Consider the following 19,503-nt stretch of genomic DNA (forward strand, 5'->3'; position numbering starts at 1 on the left):
TCAGGCTAGCTTATAGAAACGCCGCAATCGGCAGCTATTAGTCGTGGCGAATTTGATGGCGTAAATATCCGTTGATAAACGCATTCAGATCGCCATCCATTACGGCGCCAACATTGCCCGTTTCCACCGATGTACGATGATCCTTGACCATGCTGTAAGGATGAAAAACATAAGAGCGAATTTGGCTGCCCCAGGCAATATCCGATTGCTCGCCGCGAATTTCCGCGAGATGCTGCCGCTGCTCCTCAATTCTCCGCTCATAAAGCTTGGAACGCAGCATATTCATGGCGCGCTCACGGTTCTGAATTTGCGAACGCTCCTGCTGGCAGGCAACGACGATGCCCGAAGGAATATGCGTAATACGAATCGCCGATTCCGTCTTGTTGACATGCTGCCCGCCCGCCCCGCTCGCGCGGTATGTATCGACCTTCAAATCCTCGTTGCGGATTTCGATTTCGATGTCATCAGTAATTTCTGGCACGACATCGCAGGATGCGAAGGAGGTATGACGACGACCTGACGCATCAAATGGCGAAATGCGAACGAGCCGGTGTACACCCTTCTCTGCCTTAAGATAACCATAAGCATTATAGCCCTTGACCAAAATCGTGACGCTCTTGATGCCCGCCTCATCACCTGGCAAAAAATCAAGCAGCTCGACCTTAAAGCCGCTTTTCTCCGCCCAGCGCGTATACATCCGGTACAGCATTTGGCCCCAGTCCTGCGACTCCGTGCCGCCTGCGCCAGGGTGCAGCTCTACGATAGCATTGAGCTTATCATACGGCTGATTGAGCAGCAGCGTCAGCTCAAAATCATTCAGCTTGCTGAGCAGCTTGGACGTTCCCTCCATCAGCTCATGCTCAAGCGACTCATCCTGCTCCTCTTCCGCAAGCTCCAGCATCGTCTGCAAGTCTTCCATCTCACCATTTAAACGTAAATATTGATCAACGACCGATTTGACAGCATTCATTTCGGAAATGACGTTTTGCGCCTTGTCGTTATCATCCCAAAAATCAGGCGCCGTCATTTTTTCCTCGTAGTTTGCGATCAGCTCGTATTTAAGATCTAAGTCAAAGAGACCCCCTAAGATCTTGGAGCCGCTTCGCTATTTCTCGCAAGTCCTGCTTTACCGTTGGTTCTATCATAGCGCACGCTTCACCTCAAATTTCTTATCTTGTCTGGTCGCCCAGCTTGTACTTTAAATATAAGAATTTATAAGTATTTCCCCTTATAAATAGGCTTATATTTCTAAGGCAATGCTCTTCGCACGTCCTAGAAGGACGACGAAGTCGTTTTTGCTTGCTATGCTGCTTGATGGCATAAACGCGCCTGCTGCGAAGCGTTGCAGCCTTTGCCGCATCTCTTTCGCACACTGGCGCGTTAAGCCTTGCCTATCTGATCAGCACCTTATTTACCGTGGCACTGCTTGTATTTCTTGCCGCTGCCGCATGGGCAATCATCATTGCGCCCGACCCGCTCCAGACGCTTCGCCGGACGTTTCTCTTGGCTCTCGCCTGGGCTGTTCGTCGTCGTCTGACCTTGAGCCACCTCTTGACGCTCCAGGTTGCTCTCTACGCGCGACTTCATAATATATTTGGCAACTTCCTCTTGAATCGTATCAATCATCGCCTTGAACATCTCAAAGCCCTCAAATTGATACTCGCGAAGCGGATCTGTGCCGCCATATGCCCGAAGGTGAATACCTTGACGAAGCTGATCCATTGCATCTATGTGATCCATCCATTTGCTGTCAACCGCGCGAAGCGAGACGACCTTCTCGAATTCACGCATAGTTGCTTCGCCCAGCTCAGCTTCACGCTCGTCATAGTAAGCAACAACTTTGTCATAAATAAATTGTGTGATTTCCTCAATTTCTTTACCCCAAATGTCGTCTCTCGTGATGGTGCCTTCGTTGAGCAGGTTGGCATCTACGTAATCAATAATAGCCTCCAAGTCCCACTCTTCCGGAATATCCTCCGTACAATGAGCTTCAACCGTGCGGCCAATAACCGCTTTAATCATTTCCATGACGATTTCACGGATATTATCTGAAGTAAGCACGTCCAGACGCTGCTTGTAAATGACCTCGCGCTGTTGATTCATGACATCATCATATTGGAGAACGACTTTACGCTGGTCGAAGTTGTTTCCTTCTACTCGCTTCTGAGCCGATTCTACTGCACGGGTGATCATCCGGCTTTCGATCGGTTGATCCTCTTCCAGACCAAGGCGATCCATCATGGCCATAATGTTTTCCGAGCCAAAACGACGCATTAGTTCATCCTCCAGCGACAAATAAAACTGGGATGAGCCCGGATCGCCTTGACGTCCGGCACGACCACGCAGCTGGTTATCAATCCGGCGGCTCTCATGGCGCTCCGTACCAATAATATGAAGACCGCCAAATTCGGCTACGCCTTCGCCAAGCATAATGTCCGTACCGCGTCCTGCCATGTTCGTTGCAATCGTAACAGCTCCCGCTTGTCCAGCACGCGAAATAATTTCAGCCTCTTCCGCATGGAACTTCGCATTGAGCACTTTATGTCCAACGCCGCGGCGTTTGAGCATATCTGACAGCTTCTCGGAGTTTTCAATAGAAATTGTGCCAACCAGCACGGGCTGATTTTTCGCGTGACGAGCAACGATCTCCTCGACAACAGCTTTGAACTTGCCTGCTTCCGATTTATAGACGACATCTTGAAGATCTTTACGAATCATGGAACGGTTCGTTGGAACCTGAATAACGTCCAGTCCATAAATACGCTTAAACTCTTCTTCCTCAGTCTTCGCCGTACCGGTCATGCCCGCAAGCTTGCGGTACATCCGGAAATAGTTTTGGAAGGTAATTGTCGCCAAGGTCATGCTCTCATTTTGAACCTTGAGTTGCTCCTTCGCTTCTATCGCTTGATGCAAGCCATCGCTGTAGCGACGTCCCGACATTAAACGTCCCGTAAACTCATCGACGATAATAACCTCGTCATCTTGAACGACATAATCGACATCGCGCTTCATGATAACATTAGCTTTAAGTGCCTGTTGGATATGATGATTGAGCGTTACATTTTCATGATCAAAAAGATTTTCAATGTGGAACGCCTTCTCAGCCTTCTCCACACCTTCCTCCGTCAGCATGACGTTGCGCAGCTTTACATCAATCGTATAATCCTCTTCCGCCTTCAAACGGCTCAGGAAGCGGTCTGCTGCGTAATAAAGCTCTGTCGATTTGGCAGCCTGTCCCGAAATAATAAGCGGCGTACGCGCCTCGTCGACGAGAATGGAATCCACTTCATCAATAATCGAGAAATAAAGCGGGCGCTGCACCATCTGTTCCTTGTATAGAACCATATTGTCGCGCAAGTAATCGAAGCCAAATTCATTGTTCGTACCGTACGTGATATCGCAAGCATAGGCGCTTTGCTTCTCTTCATGCGATAAGCCGTTCAGGTTACAGCCGACCGTCATGCCGAGGAAATTGTAAAGCTGAGCCATTAGCTGGCTGTCACGAGAGGCCAAATAATCATTGACCGTTACGACGTGTACGCCTTTCTCCAATAGCGCATTCAAATATACAGGCAGTGTTGCCACGAGTGTTTTACCTTCACCGGTTCTCATCTCAGCGATTTTGCCTTCATGAAGAACGATGCCGCCCATCAGCTGCACATCAAAATGACGCATGCCGAGCGTACGCTTCGAGGCTTCACGCGTAACGGCAAAAGCTTCTGGCAATATTTGATCAATCGTCTCCCCTTTTGCAAGGCGAGCTCTGAATTGTGCCGTTTTAGCTGTAAGCTCCTCATCGGACAAAGCCGATATGGTTGACTCTAGTGCATTAATTTCTTCTACTTTACGCGTGAGGCGTTTAACCTCGCGCTCGTTCGCATCACCAAATATTTTTTTCACTAATCCGAGCATGGGCTTCCCCTTTCACCTTACGCTTGTTTGCCTTAAATTGTAACAGTTTGCAGGATGCACCGCAACGCATCACCATTATTTTCAGGTAAGAATATAACAAACCTTTCGAAAAGAAAAAGGCGAGCCGTCTATGTTTTCAACTGAGTTCATTATACATCGCGCAGAGGGCGAAATCAAAATGTCTCCCTATAAAAAACAGCACGGTCTCCTATGGATAAATACTCCATGCCAAAAAAATATAAAAGCCCTCCCTCCCGTAGGAGGAAAGGCTTGAAATTGCAATAAATGTATAAGTACGACTGGCCTTCTGCTAGCCTTGTTCAATTAGTCCATATGTTCCGTCATCGCGTTTGTACACGACGTTCACCTCTTCGTTAATGCTATTGGCGAATACGAAAAAGTTATGACCGACCATATTCATTTGCAAAATCGCCTCCTCCACATCCATCGGCTTGAGCAGGAATTTCTTCGTTCTTACGACCTCGAAATCCTCTTCCTCATGCTCGAGAACGCCTACGGCGGAGCCTTCTTCCCTGAATAGCGATTTCACACCGCTATCATGGCGGAATCTACGGTTGACTTTCGTTTTGTGCTTGCGAATTTGTCTTTCCAGCTTATCCACAACTGTATCAATTGAGGCGTACATGTCGGCACTTTTCTCCTCTGCTCTCAAAAAATTGCGGGCAATTGGAATCGTGACCTCAACAGCGTGTATGCCTTTCGTCACCGATAAGGTAACGGTTGTTTCGGAGGTAGGGGCTTCAAAATACTTCTCTAAGCGGCCGAGCTTCTTCTCGACATATTCCTTGAGTGCATCTGTCACTTGTAAATGTTGACCTCGAATGATGTATTCCATGGGGCATGCCTCCTTTACATGTTCTTATTATAACATAGGAAGGGAGGTCTAGCAAAACTATTTTCTATCTATTTAGAATTTTCTAATTATTTATGTCGAAGTTTTGAACGGCCGTTTGTTCGGGTATATCGGTGCGATTCAAGGACACTTATGGCAAAAATAAAAGCTCCGGTTGCCCGGAGCTTAAAGTTACATATAAATGAATCCTATAGACTGGCTATTGCAGCCTGATGATTACAGTTTAGTGACGTTAGCAGCTTGTGGACCGCGTGCGCCTTCTACGATGTCAAATTCAACCGCTTGGCCTTCGTCAAGAGTTTTGAAGCCTTCTGTTTGAATAGCCGAGAAGTGAACGAATACGTCGCCGCCTTGATCAGTTTCGATAAATCCATAACCCTTCTCCGCGTTAAACCATTTAACTTTACCTTGCATGCATAAACAGTCCCTTCATCTTCAAATACTGTGAAACACCTTACTCCTGTGGCCCACAATTTGACTATACCACCGCGTTATTGGAATTGTCAAACAATTTATTGTAAGCGAATACATTGTGCTTACGCTCTGCAATTATCAACTCAAATATTTGGAGGCTACAATCGCATTTTGCGGCAGCAGACACGGTATCCCACCAAGAAGCGGGTATGCTAGCAGGCTGTCAGCCGAATAATAGCAATCCTCCGATTTTTCAATTTCCGCCTTTGTAATTGGACAGCAGACAGGCTCCTCCACCTTCATGAACGCTTCATCATTTTTGCTGATAATAATCACGCTTACTGGATTAAGCTCATGGTAATTAGCTTCGAAAGGCCGATGCTCAATCACATTATAACCAAGCTCTACTGCTTTCGTGTATAGATCCTTCACATATCCATGCTGCGCCATGCGGCCTTTCGCTTCATCAGATGCAAACTCATTTGTCGGCTCCAGCAACACTAAATATTTTTTAGAAATACGGTATAGTTCCTTCAGCGCTTCCTCTTCTCTCCCGCCATTGGATTCAATGGAATGTGTCGTATACACAATATCAATTGAATTATCTTTAAACGGTGACTGGAACAAATCACCTGTCATCAACTCGACATGGTCCAGACCTTGTTCTTTGAGAAACGCTTTCGCGTATTTAATTCTTGACCATGAAATATCAAAGCCGTAAATGCGCGAAGGCGTTTGTTTCATTCGAGGGATCATGATTCCCAGCATCGTACCTTCACCGACTCCTACCTCTACGATAGAATCGCAGGAGCCCAAGCCATCCAAAATTTCCGCGAGGCGGGTGCTGAAGGTCTCTCTGCCAGTCGGGTTATTTTTATAGCCTTGCACATAAGTTCCCGCTTGCAGATCGTAGCTGATCATGATGTCTTCCGTACTATTATTAGCGCTTCCGCTCATTTCTTTTAGATACTGAATGATATTTCCGTTTTTTTGATAAATATCTTTCACTTTGTTTAGAATTGCGTACTTATCCATATGACCTCCTGAAATAACTTTAACGATCGAAGTAATACTTCCTATAAAGACTTTTCACAACAGAAACAACTTTTACGATGTCATCATTACTCATTAATGGGAATAGAGGCAAAGAAATTGCGGTTTGGTAATAGTTTTCGGCCTCCGGACATATCACTTCTGACGTTGCGATTGCTCTGTAATATGGCTGCGTATATACAGGTATGTAATGCACCTGTACACCAATGTGATTTTCACGCAGCTCCTCAAAAAGCTGTTTTCGATCAACAGTAAAGCGCTCCTGCTCCCAACGAACGACATAAAGATGCCAGCTTGACTGTCCGTCAGCATGCTGAAAGGGTGTAATTAGACCAGGCATATTTTGAAAAGCCTCATTATAAAAAGCCACAATCTCACGTCGGCGGTTTATGAATTGGTCTATCTTACCCATCTGGGAGCAGCCAAGCGCCGCCTGAAGATCCGTCATTCTATAGTTGTAACCAAGCGCCGTCATTTCGTAATACCATGGTCCATCGTTTTTCTCCAGCAATGCCGGCTCTTTCGTCATGCCGTGATTACGAAACAACAGCAGCTGTTGATAGTAGTGCTCGTTATCCGTTACAATCATGCCGCCTTCACCCGATGTAATATGCTTCACTGGATGAAAGCTGAACATTGTCATATCCGCCAGCGTGCCTACCTTTTTCCCCTTATACTCAGCACCTAATGAATGAGCAGCATCATGTATAACGACTAGCCCGTGTCTATGTGCCATTTCATTTATCCGATCCATCTCGACAGGCTGGCCTGTGAAATCTACCGGAATCAGAGCCTTTGTACGCTCTGTAATTTTCTTTTCGACTTCAGTCGGATCAATATTGTAGGTATCTTTTTTGATATCGGCAAATACAGGGACGCCTCCCGCATATAATACACAATTGCTGCTTGCCAAAAAGGTAATCGGAGTCGTAATGACTTCATCTCCCGGTCCAATGCCTGCTGCAAAGCACGCACCGTGCAAGGCAGCTGTTCCATTGCAGAAAGCGACAGCATAACGAGCGCCCACATAATGGGCTACTTTTTGCTCGAAGCGCTCTATAGCAGGACCCTGCGTTATAAAATCGCTGTTAAGGACCTGCATGACAGCTGCCTTATCATCCTCATCCAACCACTGCTTGCCATACGGCAGCATCGTACTACCGCCCGATTGAGCCATATTCATTGTCGCTGCCCCTCTCTGCAAACTAAATCAAATCCGTAGACTCAATCCATTCTCCCGTTCTTCTAATTCCTTCTTCCAAGCTAACCTCCGGCTTCCAGCCGAGCAATTGATAAGCTTTCTCCGAATTGCAAAGCAGCTTCTGGATTTCACTCTGCGGATGAATATGCTCTACATGCCGAATGCGGGATTCATCTCCATCCAACACAAGTTTAGCAAGCTCGTTGACGGAAATATCTCTTCCCAGACCGGCATTGACTATCTCTCCATCTACTTTGCTTGAATAGCCCGCCTGTACAACAAATCTCGCGCAATCCGCCACATACAGCAAATCCCGTGTCTGTGTTCCTTCTCCGTAAATATTCAATTCCTTGCCAGCGAGTTTGTTTTTCAGGAAGATGGCAACGACACCGCCTTCTCCTCCAGTTTTTTGGAATGGGCCATAGGTATTAAATGGGCGTATAACGACCGTCGGCAGTCCATAAGCATAATAATAGGACAGCACCATATTTTCAGCGGCGATTTTCGCGCCTGCATATGGAGAAGCTGGCTTGATTGGATGCTGCTCGGTAATTCCCGTCTCCTCCGTGCAGCGATCGTACACCATGCAGGTGCTCATAAAGACAACTTTAACATGATGCTTCCGAGCCTGCTCCAGCACGTAAAACGTGCCTATTGTATCATTATTAAAAGTCGTGCGGGGATCATCAATTGAATCCTGAACGTTAATGGATGCACCTAGATGATAACAAATATCAAATTGATGCTCGTCAAAAAGCTGTGTCAGCAGCGCCTCATCGAGAATCGAGCCCTTTACGAAGCTTTGCAGTTGAGGATGCTGGCGAAATTCTTCCACATTAGCCTCACGGCCATTCGACAAATCGTCAATAATCCACAATTTATGACCATCTTCCAGCAGTTGCTTAGCTACCCATCGTCCAATAAAACCTGCCCCGCCAGTCAGCAATATGTTCACAATAATCCCCCTACAGAATGTTCTTTGAATTAAAAAGCTTTGATCAGCTTTGGCTCCTCGTGCCCAAGCTCGCCATCCAAGTAACGATCGACAATATCATTATTGAACGTATTATAGACCAGCCTCAAATGCTGCGGCGTCCAGTCCTTTGACGTAAACAGCTTGCCGGTGGAGCGCTGCGGCACCGCTTCAAACCGATGGCCGCCGTTCATCATCACAAACAGCTGGACAAGATCCTCTGCCGCCTGCTTCACCGCGTTGCACGCCACGTCATGAAGCCCTTCACCCCGGCTCAATTGTGGGACGGAATGGTGAATAACAGCTCCGCCGTCCAATTGGGACGTCAATTGATGGATCGTCATGCCTGCCCAGTTCGGCTTCAAGAAATAGAAGGGCCAGAACAGCGTAATGTTCCCTCTGTACCAAGGAGATAAGCCGCCATGGATATTCCAGGATATTTCCGGGAAAACACGCAGCGTTTTTTCATCAAGCTTATGTACGCCATAGCTGATTACAGCCTCCGGCTTTTGCTCAGTTACCCACTGCCTTGTTTCCGCACTGTTCAACTGGTCAATCGACACTTCCCGCACTGGTATGCCGCTAAAAACTTGCAAATCAACATGTCCAAATGCTTGCTCCTCCGCCGTCTGCCGATCGGTAAAATGACGGACAAAATTGCGCTGGTCCAGCTCAGACCAACTGGGATGAGGCTTTGGCATCAGCTCTTCCCGCTTTTCAATCAATAGCGCTTGAAGCAGCCCTTCGGCATGTAGGCGCTTGGCGATATGCAAGTGACGCGGATGCGAGCCTGTCAATAAAATCAATTTCATGTAAACAGCCTTCCTTTCTCAGCATAGGGACCTTCAATAATGCCTTTTTCTTTCAATTTATCGACAAACGGTACAAGTATAGCGACACTGCATCGGCATATATCAGCAATTTCCGTCAGCGTATGCTCACCATCGGCATAATTCAGCAGCGTTAAAATAATGTTCAGCTGTCTGCGGTTGTCCATCACATCATTGGAGGACTGGGACCGGTTAAGCGGTGAATTAATATCCGGATACAAGCCATGCTTGTCCAGCTTTACTTCGCCAAAAGGAGAACGGTTCACATAATAGCCTTCGGCTTCATTTAGAAGCAGCAAACGCTCCAGCTCATCCACACTGCGCTGAAGCGCTTCAATCGTCATCGCTTCCTTCGTATCCAGCGAATTATGATAGCCGTCATAGGCTCCATAAACCGTTCTTGCCATTTGACCAACTGGAAGATTAAAGCCCGGCGAGCAGTATTGGCGTTCATCCGAGCCGAAAGCTGGCGTAAATGGACGAGTTTTGCCTTCCTGTTCTTCCCGCTCTACTAGCTGCTTCCAAATCCGGTCCAGCGGATTCTCCCCTGATCGGGAAAGCTTGTAATTCAGCGGATCAGCACCGCCAAGACACGTCAGCACGAGCCCAGCATCTGTCTTTTGCTTCATTTCCGCTCCGAACCTATGCAAATAGGCAATGCTGCCAATCGTCTCCGGCACAAAAACAAAACGGTATGTATAGCGGCGGCGGCTCCATTTGGCTATCCGATTGTACAGGAAGGCCGCCACAAGCGGACCGCTCAGCTCATTATTCGCCATGGAAGGATGGCAAATATAAGTGCTGAGCAATACCTCTCGGTCGGACTCTCCGGGAAGAATACTATGCGCATAGTTGAGCTCTCCGTCAATATGCTCGCTGTCGATAAACGCCTCATACTCCCCCTCTTCCAGCTTCTCCCGCTCACGATGCGTCAAGCAAAACCCCCAACGCTCCTTATAGTAGGAGGTAACATACGGGACGGCATCCGGCAAATGCGGAATGGAAAAAAGATGACCCTCAAGCTCCTTTAATGAAAGCTTCGCCTTAATCGGCGCGCTATAGTTTAAAATTTGCAAATTGCTGCTTTTAAAATCAGCCAGCTTGCGCCCGTCGGGCGCCTTTAGCCATCCGTCTCGTATGACCCATTCCTTCGGTATTTCCCAGTCGAACACCTGCTTGCCAGTCGGCTCGCCAAATGCTTCAAGAGGAAGATATTCCGATAAAATAGCAATCGTCTCGCGAAGGCCTTCCCCTGTAATGCTTCTGCATATGGGGAACAAGCGGTCAAACAGCCGATCCATTTCCGCCAATTCTTTTACTTTATCCACAGCTACTGCCCTTTCTTTTGCGATTTTATTATAAAATGTCCCAAGAAAGCGGCGTCCCTTTTTTCAAATCGGTTCTGGCTTCCTTGCCATTAATAAGCTCCATGTATTTGGTCGGCAGCCCTAGGCCCGGTCTGATTGCTCTGACATTATGGCTGTTAAACTGCTCTCCTGCCTTCATATCCTCCGCAATATAGAGGGAGCGGCGATAGTTTTTGGAGTTTTGCTCCGCTTTCGTCGCGCCGTATACGACCTGGCCGACTGCCTGCCACGCCCGCTCTGTTTCAACTGAAAGCAGCTTAAACTCTTCAGGCTCTAAAGAGAAGGTCGAATCCACCCCACCATCAGCACGTGAAAGCGTGAAATGCTTTTCAATGACTGTCGCGCCAAGCGCTACGCTCGCAACAGCGACTCCTACACCCATCGTATGATCGGACAGCCCGATTTGGCATCCGAACAGCGTTTCCATATGAGGAATCGTAGCTAGATTCGTATTTGTCGGCGTAGCCGGGTATGTACTGGTGCATTTTAAAAGCACAAGATTTTCACAGCCTGCTTCCCTTGCAGCCCGCACCGTTTCGTCAAGCTCCGCAATAGACGCCATTCCGGTTGAAATAATGACCGGTTTGCCCGTAGCAGCTACCTTGCGGATAAGTGGAATATCTGTATTTTCAAATGAAGCGATTTTATAGGCTGGCACTTCAAGCTCTTCCAGAAAATCAACAGCGCTCGCATCAAACGGCGTACTGAAGGCAATCATGCCATGCTCGCGGCAACGATCAAAAATAGGCTTGTGCCATTCCCAAGGCGTGTACGCCTCTTGGTATAGCTTGTAAAGCGAGGTACCTTGCCATATGTTATCGTTACTTGAAATAAAAAAATCTCCGTCGTGAAGATTCAGCGTCATTGTATCCGCCGTATATGTTTGCAGCTTGAGCGCATCTGCCCCGGCCTCAGCCGCTGCATCAACGATGGCAAGCGCCCGCTCCAGCGATTGATTGTGGTTGCCCGACATTTCGGCAATAAGAAACGGCTTATGTGTTTTCCCGATCGTACGGTTTAAAATTTGAATGTCCTTCATCACGCAATCGTTCCTCCGTTATAACCGTCATCACCCGGCTGTGTATCTGCCCGGGCCGGCTGCCCATTAGTTCAAGCGCTATAGCGCTCATATTGCTCAAGTTCCCGCCAATAGCCAGCACTTTATTAAGTATATCGGCATAATGCCCGGAATTTATTTGGGCATGCCAGCCCATATTCATAACAGCCCCAAGCTGCCCGGCCAATTTAACGGTATCTGCCTGATTGTCCGCTACAATGGCCACAGCTGCTGGCAAGCCTAGGTAGCAGCGCTCCCACATGGCCACGCCGCCAGCCCCGAAAGCAAAATCTGCCTCAGCAATAAGCTCCGCCATATATTCGATCTGAATATGCAGCGTAACTTCCTGCAAATCCATGCAGACTCGTCTGATTTCCTCCAAATAGGGATTGGCGTTCCCGACCACAACATCAACTTGCAGCTGCTGATCGCAGCTTGCGCGATGCTTCTCCCCCTCGCGAAGCGCCTCAAGCACCTTCGCCGTTTCATTCGTTGGATCGCTCCCGCCGAAAAAAACAAGCAGGCGACGAATCGCTTCCCCGCGCCGCTTCAAAGCCGCACGCTGCTCGTAGAAGGAGGGTCTTAGCAGCAAATAGGCCGGGCCCAGCAGCAGACGGCAGCCAGACGGCACAAGCTGCTGGTATCGCAGCTCTGGATTTTCCGCCAAATTCTGATCCAGCAAAATGTCTGCTGCATGCTTGCGATTCGCAAGATCATCTATCACTAATAGCTTTCCGGCATACGGCCTCACCATGCTCTCCCAGTAATTGTCTAAAGCATAATGATCTACGATGAGCCAATCAGGCTGTATGCTCACGCAATATTGAATCGTGTGCTCGGCATCCTCCTGCACCGCTGGCGTATCGTCCAGCGCCAGTGGCACAGGCAACGAGAGCAGCAAGGAGCGATGACCTCGCTCTTCAATATACTGGTGCATATTCCCCTCAAGCCCGCGGTTTACGAAGGCAATTGCGTAACCGGCTGCAGCCAGTTCATCCGCGAGAGCCAGACAGCGCATAATATGACCAGTCCCTATTATTTGAGACGCATCTGCACGAATCATGATGCGACCACCCATTAGACGACCGGCTTCTGCTCAATATGAGCGTTGAGCTTGGCGACCTCGGGGGTAGCTAGCAAATAACCGATAACTTGCGCTGATGGCACTGCCATATCGCCTTTGAAGGCATTTGCAGCTGCGCGGCACAAGGCATAATCCTCGGCTGTGTCCAGCGTAATCCGAAGCTCGGGATGGCGGAGCGCTGATGGCACCGATACGGTCGTACTGGAAAATTGCTCTGCATATTCATAGGCATAGTAGGTTACATGCTCCCGGTGTCGCTCCTCGTTCGGCGCGTGCTGAATGTGCGTTAATGCGCTGTGCGAAATCATTTCAACAGCAAGTCCTCTTGGAAGCTTGCCCTCCAGCAGCGCTATGTCCGAAGGCTGCTTCTCCATAGCTCTTACAATCTCGCTTGCAAGCCCGTAATCCACAAACGGACAATCGGAAGTGACTCTTATAACATAATCGGGCTCATAAGGAGCCGCGCATTCGTAAAAGCGGGAAAGCACATTTTGCTCAGAGCCTCTAAAGCAAGCAATTCGATGCTCTGCGCACCAGTTAGCAATAGCGTCGTCACTGGGCAGAACCGAGGTCGCTACGATCACCTCCTGAACGGAAGCAATAAGCCTGCTGCGGCTCACGACATAATCGAGGACGCAGCTGTCTCCTAGCGGCAGTAAGATTTTTCCCGGGAGTCTGGATGAGCCCATACGGGCTTGAATAATGACGATGGTTTTCATAGCTTCTCTCCCTTGGCGCTTAATCTCGATATGTATGTTATCGGCTGCCCGGATGATTACGAATAGGGCAAATACTTCCTGTATTATAGCATACGGGCTTCACGGCCAACGGCTGAGGCGCATTCGAAATCGTTAATACCCTACGCAGCCCTTTAACTCAACAAATGGAAAAATATTATAATCGGAGCAATCTAAGAAGTTTGGCTTGAAATGCCGATATTAATGATACAATTGCGATAAGCATGCGGAGAACTAGGCATGTCTTATTCGCCTGCTGCATGAGTTAGGAGGCCTTTCATGTTAACGTTCATCAAGCTCCGCGAAGAGCATCTGGAGCAGGTTTTGGGCTGGCGAACCAAGGAGAACGTCACCAAATATATGTTTTCGGACATCGACTATAACCTGGAGCATCAAAAAAGCTGGTTTCACCGCATCTCCCAATCGGAATCGGAAAAATATTGGGTCATTTCGATTAAAGGCACGCTCGTCGGCCTGATTTCACTGAACGGCATAGATTTTACCCATAAGCGGACAAGCTGGGGCCTTTATATTGGAGAGGAAGCCTACAGCATGTATGGGGGCATCGTCCCTCCGTATCTCTATTATCATGTATTCCATGAGTTGGGGCTTCATAAAATTACAGCCGAGGTCATGGAGGGCAATGACAATATTATGAAAATACATAAGCTGCATGGCTATCGAGAAATCGGCGTCTACAAGGATCACATTTTCAAATACGGATGCTTTCACGATGTGCATGTGATGGAGTTGCTTAAGGATACTTGGGCTGCGAAAAATAAATCTAAAAAATATGCAGGCAGCTTTGAAGCTTGAAGGCTGCACCTACTGGAGGAACGAACGTGAACGAACTATTGAACTTGCTGAATGAAATGCTGGAGGAAGCGGGACAAGAGCCGCTTTCTGCACTGGAAGGCTCTCTGAGCCTGCGTGATGACCTGCATATGGATTCCTTTATGCTCGCTGAGCTGACGGTCAGAATTGAAGAGGCATTTGAGGTCGATATTTTTGAAGATGGCATCGTGCAGACATTAGGCGAGGTAGTCGCCAAAATTGAAGGTAAATAGGATGGAGCAGCTTTTTCTGGTTGACCAAGACAGATTGTACACCTATTCCGAGCTGCTGAGTGATATACAGGCCAAGCAAACCTATTCCCCGTATGTATTTGTAAAAAACAATGAGCCCTACGCCATTTTTCTCGCCATTGTGCACAGTCTCGTTCATGGGCATGCCATTGAGGTGCTCGACGGTGATTTCTCTGAACAGGAGCTATCGGCACTGGGCATCGACTCAGTCGGCCTATTCGCCGAATTTCCCGTCCAACAACCGCTTGCTGTTACCGATATTGCCGACCTATGCATGCGAATCAAGCAAAATCAAGCCTGGTCTGCTACTCTGCTGACTTCAGGCACAACCGGCAGGCCAAAAAAAGTTATACATACTTTAGAAACCTTGACGCGCACGGCAAAAATAAATGAACGCTTCAGGCAGCATGTGTGGGCCTTTGCCTACAACCCTACGCATATGGCGGGGCTGCAGGTGTTTTTTCAGGCGCTGCTGAATCAAAATACGATCGTTTACGCCTTCGACGGCCGGCAAAAACAGCTGGCCGCGTTAATGAACGATTTTTCGATTACACATCTTTCGGCGACTGCCACCTATTATCGCAATGTGATGCCTTACCTGCGCGGCAGCGTCTATCCTGCTGTACGGGCCATTACATTTGGCGGAGAGAAATACGATGTCCAGCTGGAGCAGCAAATTTTCGAACTGTTTCCCAATGCCCGCATTCGCAATATTTACGCATCAACTGAAGCCGGCAGCCTGTTTACAGCCGATGGAGACAGGTTCGAAATAGAAAAAACGATAGCACACCTTATCAGATTTTCGGATGATAATGAACTGCTGCTCCACCGCTCGTTGCTAGGCGGTTCAGATACTTATGCGCTTGAGGGAGATTGGTATTCGACTGGCGATATCGTAGAGCGGGCAGAAGATGGCAGTTTCACATTTGTTTCCCGTCAATCGGAGTTCATTAATATCGGCGGCTACAAGGTTAATCCTTCAGAGGTAGAAAACGTGCTGATGCAGGTGCCGGGGGTGCTGAATTTGCTTGTTAAAGCAAAGGCCAATCGCGTGACTGGCCACATCCTCGTGGCCGAGGTGGTCAAGGATGAGCTTTTTGAAGAAACAGCCTTGAAAAAAGCGATTAAACAGTATGCTGCTGAGCATCTGCAGGAGTGGAAGGTGCCCCGTATCATTCATATTGTGGATGAAATTGCCGGCTCACGTACAGGAAAGAAGGTTAGAGCATGAAATGGATTATTGTCACGGGTCATTCAACCGGACTAGGTAGAGCGATTACGGAGCAAATTTTATCAGAGACGGAATATGGCGTCATTGGAATTAGCCGCTCTGGCGAGGAGGCTGTGCAAAGTCTTCTAGTCGCTTATCCCGATCGCCTGAAGGTACTTCCTTTCGATTTGTCGAACAGCTCGGATATTAAGACGCTGTATTTGCAGCAGATTCGGAAAATCGGCCCCGTATACGGACTCGTCAACAACTCAGCTGCCGCCTATGATGATATTGTTACCAATTTGAATATGGAACGGCTTGAGCATATGTTTCAGGTCAATGTATTCGCTGCAATGCATCTCACCAAGTATGCGATTAGAGATATGATTTTGAATAAAATACAGGGTTCGATTGTTCATATATCCTCTGTTAGCGCACACACAGGCTATAAAGGGCTAAGCATGTACGCCGCTACGAAGGGAGCCATGGAGGCCTTCTCCAAAAACGCCGCTCGCGAATGGGGAAGCAAGGGCATCCGTTCCAATTGTGTAGTACCCGGCTTTATGGAGACGGCGATGAGCTCCACACTGACACCCGAGCAGAAAGAACGTATCTACAACCGCACGTCGCTGAAAAAAGAAACAGAGGTTGGAAGCGTGGCCAGCACGGTGCTTTTCCTGTTGTCGGATCAGGCCCGTTCCATTACGGGTACGGTTGTTCATGTGGATAATGGGACGCTGTGAAAAGAATTTAAATATAAATTAAAATCAAAGCCGCTTTCAACCAAGAACTAAATTTAATTCCTAGCGGCTCGATCTTGAAATAACAATTGCTCAAGGAAAGCATAGTGCAACTAATTACAAAGGAGAGCAAAGAAGACAACTGCCGAGTTCAGTATCTGAAAAATGGAAGTCCGCATCTCCACAAATCTATAATCATAATATCCTATCTTTTTTCACTTTTTGCAAATCATATTACAATTTTATTTATATATGCTGGCGGAAGCCATACCTCTACTTTAATAAAGCGACTTCATTCGTTGGGCTTGGGTGAAAATATTTTTTTGGGGTATTGATCCAGATCTAAACAAAGCTGGACAATTACTAGAGGGGTATAAACGAAAAAGATATATAATGGGGATGAATATATAAAGCTATTGAGCTAATGATATTTACCACTATGCATTAAATTTCATTTCGATTCATCTTGGTTTACAACTTGAAAAATAAGATTACTAATATTCTTTTTAAATCAAAGTAAAAAGACGTAGCTAGTAGCCTGCCCAGATAAGCAGGGCTTTAGCTGCGTCTTTTTATCAATTCTAGCTTTCATATTGCAGGAGAACTGGCCTTAATTCTCTCCAAGTGATTTTCAGTTGATCCAATGAAGCATCCGGATTATTAAGAACTGCCATTAGATTATGGCTGCTGTCCATATAATTTTTAATTATTTCTGTCGCAAGAGTGAAGCAAGCTACTGCATTTGCTTTATCGTTCTCCAGAGCGTAACATACGCCGAGATTATTCCAGCTGGCTGCATCATAATCATTCAGTTCCGTTGCTTTTGCAAAGCTTTGCTTTGCATCCGCCGTTTGACTTTTATAAAGATGGTACAAACCGCTGTAAAAATAGCCTGACGAATATCCTGGATTTTCAGAATTAAAATGGGAAAGCTTCAAATATCCCTCTTCCCAAAAATCAAATTTATATAAGATACTAATAAAATCAATAAAGTTCTTCTCTTTAGAAAGGTTCCTTTTATTGATCTGCTCTTCTATAAAGGATAAAGAGTACTTTGAAATAATGACCTTTTCACCTTGCAGCACATCCTGAATATTTTTAGACACATTTGTGCTGTGGCGACGAACATAAAATAAAGGCTCGTCCACATATACAAACCCGCCTTTTGCAGCTAGCTTCAGCCATAAATCCCAATCCTCACAATATGTAATGCCTGGATCAAAGCCGCCGCACTCTACAAGCGCATCTCTTTTGACCAGCGTACCTGACAAGTAAATGTGATTTCTGACTAATTCATAGCCTAATATCTCTTCGGCTCCAACTTGTTGAAATCGCGTTATTAATTCGGACTTGCTGCCCAACTCATTGATCTGGCTATATGCACTATGAATCAACAGGTAAGGCTCGCATCGATCCATCGTGTAATGATTATACCGCTCCAGCAGACGCTCAACTAAATGGCTTTCTCCTACATCGTCAGCATCCATAAATAAAATCCACTCTGTCTTGGAAAGCTCTATGCCACGATTACGAGAAAAGGAAGCCCCGCTATTCTTCTCGTTGCGAACCACCCTAATGGTTGATCCATTCCTCTCAGCCAAGCTGTTTTTAATAATTTCCAAAGTATCATCTGTACTGCAATCATCTATAATAATGATTTCGTCCAATGGACACGTTTGATTCAGCAGACTTTCGAGCGTTTTGCCTATATATTTTTCCGCATTGTACACAGGAACGACAGCTGTAACACTATGCTTCATTATATAACTCCTCCAGCTATTGATTAACTGCAATACGGCAATAGCTGTTGTACACCGCATCTTTATCAGATAAAAAATGAATGAGCTTAAGCGACGCTATATCTTCTGTATCCATAAGTTTTATATTTTTATCAATTAATAAATAGTGGCTTTCCATGTGTTTCGCTTGCTCCAACAGCTGCCGGGCCTCCGTAAGCCTTTGAAGATGTAGGGCAGTCATTACTCCAAAGTTATGAACAATATGAAAAGAATCGGGTCTTATTTCATAGGCCTTCTCGCAACACTTATAAGCCTTCTCCAGTTCACCTTGCTTGAAGTAAATGTTTCCTAAATAAAAATAGGACTCTGCATTTCCTCCCCTATTAACCGCCTCTTCAAAATAGAATTCAGCATTCTGATAGTTTTGATGAAAATAATACTGATTTATCCCAAAAGTCGTGTTGATCTCAAGCAAGGAATGCTTTTGTTTTGTCCATTGCTCCAATAAAAAGGGATATTCGAAAATCCCCTGCACCTCCATTAAATTAGTAATCAGACGACCTGATTGTCCTGAGGTGTTATTTCCATGTATTCTATAATTTGTTAGTACGGAGCTTTCATACTCAAAGCCGTAGCCTCTACCTACTATTTGCAAAGTGATATAGTAGTCACAACAAATTAAATTTTTATCCCATTTCAACCATTCATAGTTTCGGAACGACATTCCCGATCCAGTAAAAAAGCCTCTCCGATACAATTGCATAAATAAATTTTCGTTATTCACATAGTCAGGTAAATCCAAAAACAAATGAAAAGATTCGCTATTTTCGTTAATTAGCAACATTCGAGAATAGACAATCCCAGTATTTGAATTATCAAGAAACTTCTCTGCGGTTTTTTGCAACCGATTAGGCCTTGCCACATCATCAGCATCCAAAAAACAGATAATCTCCCCGGTTACATGAGGAATTGCCTCGCGATAAGCGGAAGAAATCCCTCCATTTGACGCTTTATAAATGACTTTGACCATTGGATGATCTTCATATTTTCTCAAAATGTGGACCGATCCATCAGAGCTACCGTCATCTACAAAAATACATTCCATATCCGCATAAGTCTGATTTAATAGGCTTTGAATACACTCCTCCAAATACCTTTCATTATTATACACTGGAGTAATGGTGCTAATGCGCATAAGAGAATCTCCTTTACCGCTATCCCTATATT

General features: G+C 46.5%; 18 protein-coding genes. 4 read left to right on the forward strand and 14 right to left on the reverse strand.

Annotated features, from left to right (window positions below):
• Positions 1 to 37 precede the first annotated feature (37 nt).
• The 12 genes from prfB to V5J77_RS24285 form a co-directional block, all read right to left on the reverse strand.
• A protein-coding gene (gene prfB, locus V5J77_RS24230) for a peptide chain release factor 2 (RefSeq protein ID WP_338553352.1) occupies positions 38 to 1,145 on the reverse strand; the annotation gives its coding sequence in 2 pieces (ribosomal slippage) (positions 38 to 1,072 and positions 1,074 to 1,145; 1,107 coding nt in all).
• Between the two features lie 262 nt (positions 1,146 to 1,407).
• The gene (gene secA / locus V5J77_RS24235; protein ID WP_338553353.1) at positions 1,408 to 3,912 is read right to left on the reverse strand and encodes a preprotein translocase subunit SecA; all 2,505 of its coding nucleotides are present in this window, start codon (positions 3,910 to 3,912) and stop codon (positions 1,408 to 1,410) included.
• 310 nt (positions 3,913 to 4,222) lie between these two features.
• Complete coding sequence (gene raiA, locus V5J77_RS24240) at positions 4,223 to 4,768, reverse strand: ribosome-associated translation inhibitor RaiA (protein WP_046229713.1); 546 nt, start codon at positions 4,766 to 4,768, stop codon at positions 4,223 to 4,225.
• Positions 4,769 to 5,002: 234 nt separating this feature from the next.
• Entirely contained in the window at positions 5,003 to 5,200 is a 198-nt protein-coding gene (locus tag V5J77_RS24245; protein WP_056036940.1) for a cold shock domain-containing protein, read from the reverse strand.
• A 138-nt stretch (positions 5,201 to 5,338) separates the two neighbouring features.
• The gene (locus V5J77_RS24250) at positions 5,339 to 6,235 is read right to left on the reverse strand and encodes a methyltransferase domain-containing protein (protein WP_338553354.1); all 897 of its coding nucleotides are present in this window, start codon (positions 6,233 to 6,235) and stop codon (positions 5,339 to 5,341) included.
• A gap of 19 nt (positions 6,236 to 6,254) precedes the next feature.
• Positions 6,255 to 7,436, reverse strand: coding sequence for a UDP-4-amino-4,6-dideoxy-N-acetyl-beta-L-altrosamine transaminase (gene pseC / locus V5J77_RS24255; RefSeq protein ID WP_338553355.1), 1,182 nt, complete (start codon positions 7,434 to 7,436; stop codon positions 6,255 to 6,257).
• 22 nt (positions 7,437 to 7,458) lie between these two features.
• On the reverse strand, positions 7,459 to 8,409 hold the full coding sequence (locus V5J77_RS24260; protein ID WP_338553356.1) for a GDP-mannose 4,6-dehydratase: 951 nt from the start codon (positions 8,407 to 8,409) through the stop codon (positions 7,459 to 7,461).
• A gap of 29 nt (positions 8,410 to 8,438) precedes the next feature.
• On the reverse strand, positions 8,439 to 9,239 hold the full coding sequence (locus V5J77_RS24265) for a methionyl-tRNA formyltransferase (protein WP_338553357.1): 801 nt from the start codon (positions 9,237 to 9,239) through the stop codon (positions 8,439 to 8,441).
• Complete coding sequence (locus tag V5J77_RS24270; RefSeq protein ID WP_338553358.1) at positions 9,236 to 10,585, reverse strand: DUF4910 domain-containing protein; 1,350 nt, start codon at positions 10,583 to 10,585, stop codon at positions 9,236 to 9,238. The genes V5J77_RS24265 and V5J77_RS24270 overlap by 4 nt, the downstream gene beginning before the upstream one ends.
• A 28-nt stretch (positions 10,586 to 10,613) precedes the next feature.
• Positions 10,614 to 11,663 carry a pseudaminic acid synthase gene (gene pseI, locus V5J77_RS24275; RefSeq protein ID WP_338557047.1) on the reverse strand — a complete coding sequence of 350 codons (1,050 nt, stop codon included), beginning with the start codon at positions 11,661 to 11,663 and terminating at the stop codon, positions 10,614 to 10,616.
• Positions 11,617 to 12,744, reverse strand: a complete 1,128-nt coding sequence (gene pseG / locus V5J77_RS24280; protein ID WP_338553359.1) for a UDP-2,4-diacetamido-2,4,6-trideoxy-beta-L-altropyranose hydrolase — start codon at positions 12,742 to 12,744, stop codon at positions 11,617 to 11,619. Before pseG ends, pseI begins: the two co-directional genes overlap by 47 nt.
• 14 nt (positions 12,745 to 12,758) lie before the next feature.
• On the reverse strand, positions 12,759 to 13,484 hold the full coding sequence (locus V5J77_RS24285; protein ID WP_338553360.1) for an NTP transferase domain-containing protein: 726 nt from the start codon (positions 13,482 to 13,484) through the stop codon (positions 12,759 to 12,761).
• 297 nt (positions 13,485 to 13,781) lie between these two features.
• On the opposite strand from V5J77_RS24285, the gene pseH reads away from it, so the two are divergent.
• The 4 genes from pseH to V5J77_RS24305 are packed head-to-tail and all read left to right on the forward strand — an operon-like array spanning position 13,782 to position 16,540.
• Positions 13,782 to 14,318, forward strand: coding sequence for a UDP-4-amino-4,6-dideoxy-N-acetyl-beta-L-altrosamine N-acetyltransferase (pseH, locus tag V5J77_RS24290; protein WP_338553361.1), 537 nt, complete (start codon positions 13,782 to 13,784; stop codon positions 14,316 to 14,318).
• A gap of 26 nt (positions 14,319 to 14,344) precedes the next feature.
• Entirely contained in the window at positions 14,345 to 14,569 is a 225-nt protein-coding gene (locus V5J77_RS24295; protein WP_338553362.1) for a phosphopantetheine-binding protein, read from the forward strand.
• A 1-nt stretch (position 14,570) separates the two neighbouring features.
• The gene (locus V5J77_RS24300) at positions 14,571 to 15,818 is read left to right on the forward strand and encodes a fatty acid--CoA ligase family protein (RefSeq protein ID WP_338553363.1); all 1,248 of its coding nucleotides are present in this window, start codon (positions 14,571 to 14,573) and stop codon (positions 15,816 to 15,818) included.
• Positions 15,815 to 16,540 carry an SDR family NAD(P)-dependent oxidoreductase gene (locus V5J77_RS24305; protein ID WP_338553364.1) on the forward strand — a complete coding sequence of 242 codons (726 nt, stop codon included), beginning with the start codon at positions 15,815 to 15,817 and terminating at the stop codon, positions 16,538 to 16,540. The genes V5J77_RS24300 and V5J77_RS24305 overlap by 4 nt, the downstream gene beginning before the upstream one ends.
• Positions 16,541 to 17,118: 578 nt before the next feature.
• Here V5J77_RS24305 and V5J77_RS24310 read toward each other — a convergent pair.
• Together V5J77_RS24310 and V5J77_RS24315 are read right to left on the reverse strand one after the other, a co-directional pair.
• Complete coding sequence (locus tag V5J77_RS24310) at positions 17,119 to 18,297, reverse strand: glycosyltransferase (protein ID WP_338553365.1); 1,179 nt, start codon at positions 18,295 to 18,297, stop codon at positions 17,119 to 17,121.
• Between the two features lie 16 nt (positions 18,298 to 18,313).
• On the reverse strand, positions 18,314 to 19,471 hold the full coding sequence (locus V5J77_RS24315) for a glycosyltransferase (RefSeq protein WP_338553366.1): 1,158 nt from the start codon (positions 19,469 to 19,471) through the stop codon (positions 18,314 to 18,316).
• Between the last annotated feature and the right edge of the window lie 32 nt (positions 19,472 to 19,503).

It is taken from the genome of Paenibacillus sp. KS-LC4, assembly GCF_036894955.1.
Taxonomy (GTDB): Bacteria; Bacillota; Bacilli; order Paenibacillales; family Paenibacillaceae; genus Pristimantibacillus.

Bases quoted from the DNA above. Each gene is read 5' to 3' on its own strand.
- V5J77_RS24265 (WP_338553357.1), bottom strand. From the start codon at position 9,239: ATGAAATTGATTTTATTGACAGGCTCGCATCCGCGTCACTTGCATATC.
- pseG (WP_338553359.1), bottom strand. From the start codon at position 12,744: ATGATTCGTGCAGATGCGTCTCAAATAATAGGGACTGGTCATATTATG.
- pseI (WP_338557047.1), bottom strand. From the start codon at position 11,663: ATGAAGGACATTCAAATTTTAAACCGTACGATCGGGAAAACACATAAG.
- pseC (WP_338553355.1), bottom strand. From the start codon at position 7,436: ATGAATATGGCTCAATCGGGCGGTAGTACGATGCTGCCGTATGGCAAG.
- V5J77_RS24250 (WP_338553354.1), bottom strand. From the start codon at position 6,235: ATGGATAAGTACGCAATTCTAAACAAAGTGAAAGATATTTATCAAAAA.
- V5J77_RS24315 (WP_338553366.1), bottom strand. From the start codon at position 19,471: ATGCGCATTAGCACCATTACTCCAGTGTATAATAATGAAAGGTATTTG.
- raiA (WP_046229713.1), bottom strand. From the start codon at position 4,768: ATGGAATACATCATTCGAGGTCAACATTTACAAGTGACAGATGCACTC.
- V5J77_RS24245 (WP_056036940.1), bottom strand. From the start codon at position 5,200: ATGCAAGGTAAAGTTAAATGGTTTAACGCGGAGAAGGGTTATGGATTT.
- V5J77_RS24300 (WP_338553363.1), top strand. From the start codon at position 14,571: ATGGAGCAGCTTTTTCTGGTTGACCAAGACAGATTGTACACCTATTCC.
- pseH (WP_338553361.1), top strand. From the start codon at position 13,782: ATGTTAACGTTCATCAAGCTCCGCGAAGAGCATCTGGAGCAGGTTTTG.
- V5J77_RS24285 (WP_338553360.1), bottom strand. From the start codon at position 13,484: ATGAAAACCATCGTCATTATTCAAGCCCGTATGGGCTCATCCAGACTC.
- V5J77_RS24305 (WP_338553364.1), top strand. From the start codon at position 15,815: ATGAAATGGATTATTGTCACGGGTCATTCAACCGGACTAGGTAGAGCG.
- V5J77_RS24310 (WP_338553365.1), bottom strand. From the start codon at position 18,297: ATGAAGCATAGTGTTACAGCTGTCGTTCCTGTGTACAATGCGGAAAAA.
- secA (WP_338553353.1), bottom strand. From the start codon at position 3,912: ATGCTCGGATTAGTGAAAAAAATATTTGGTGATGCGAACGAGCGCGAG.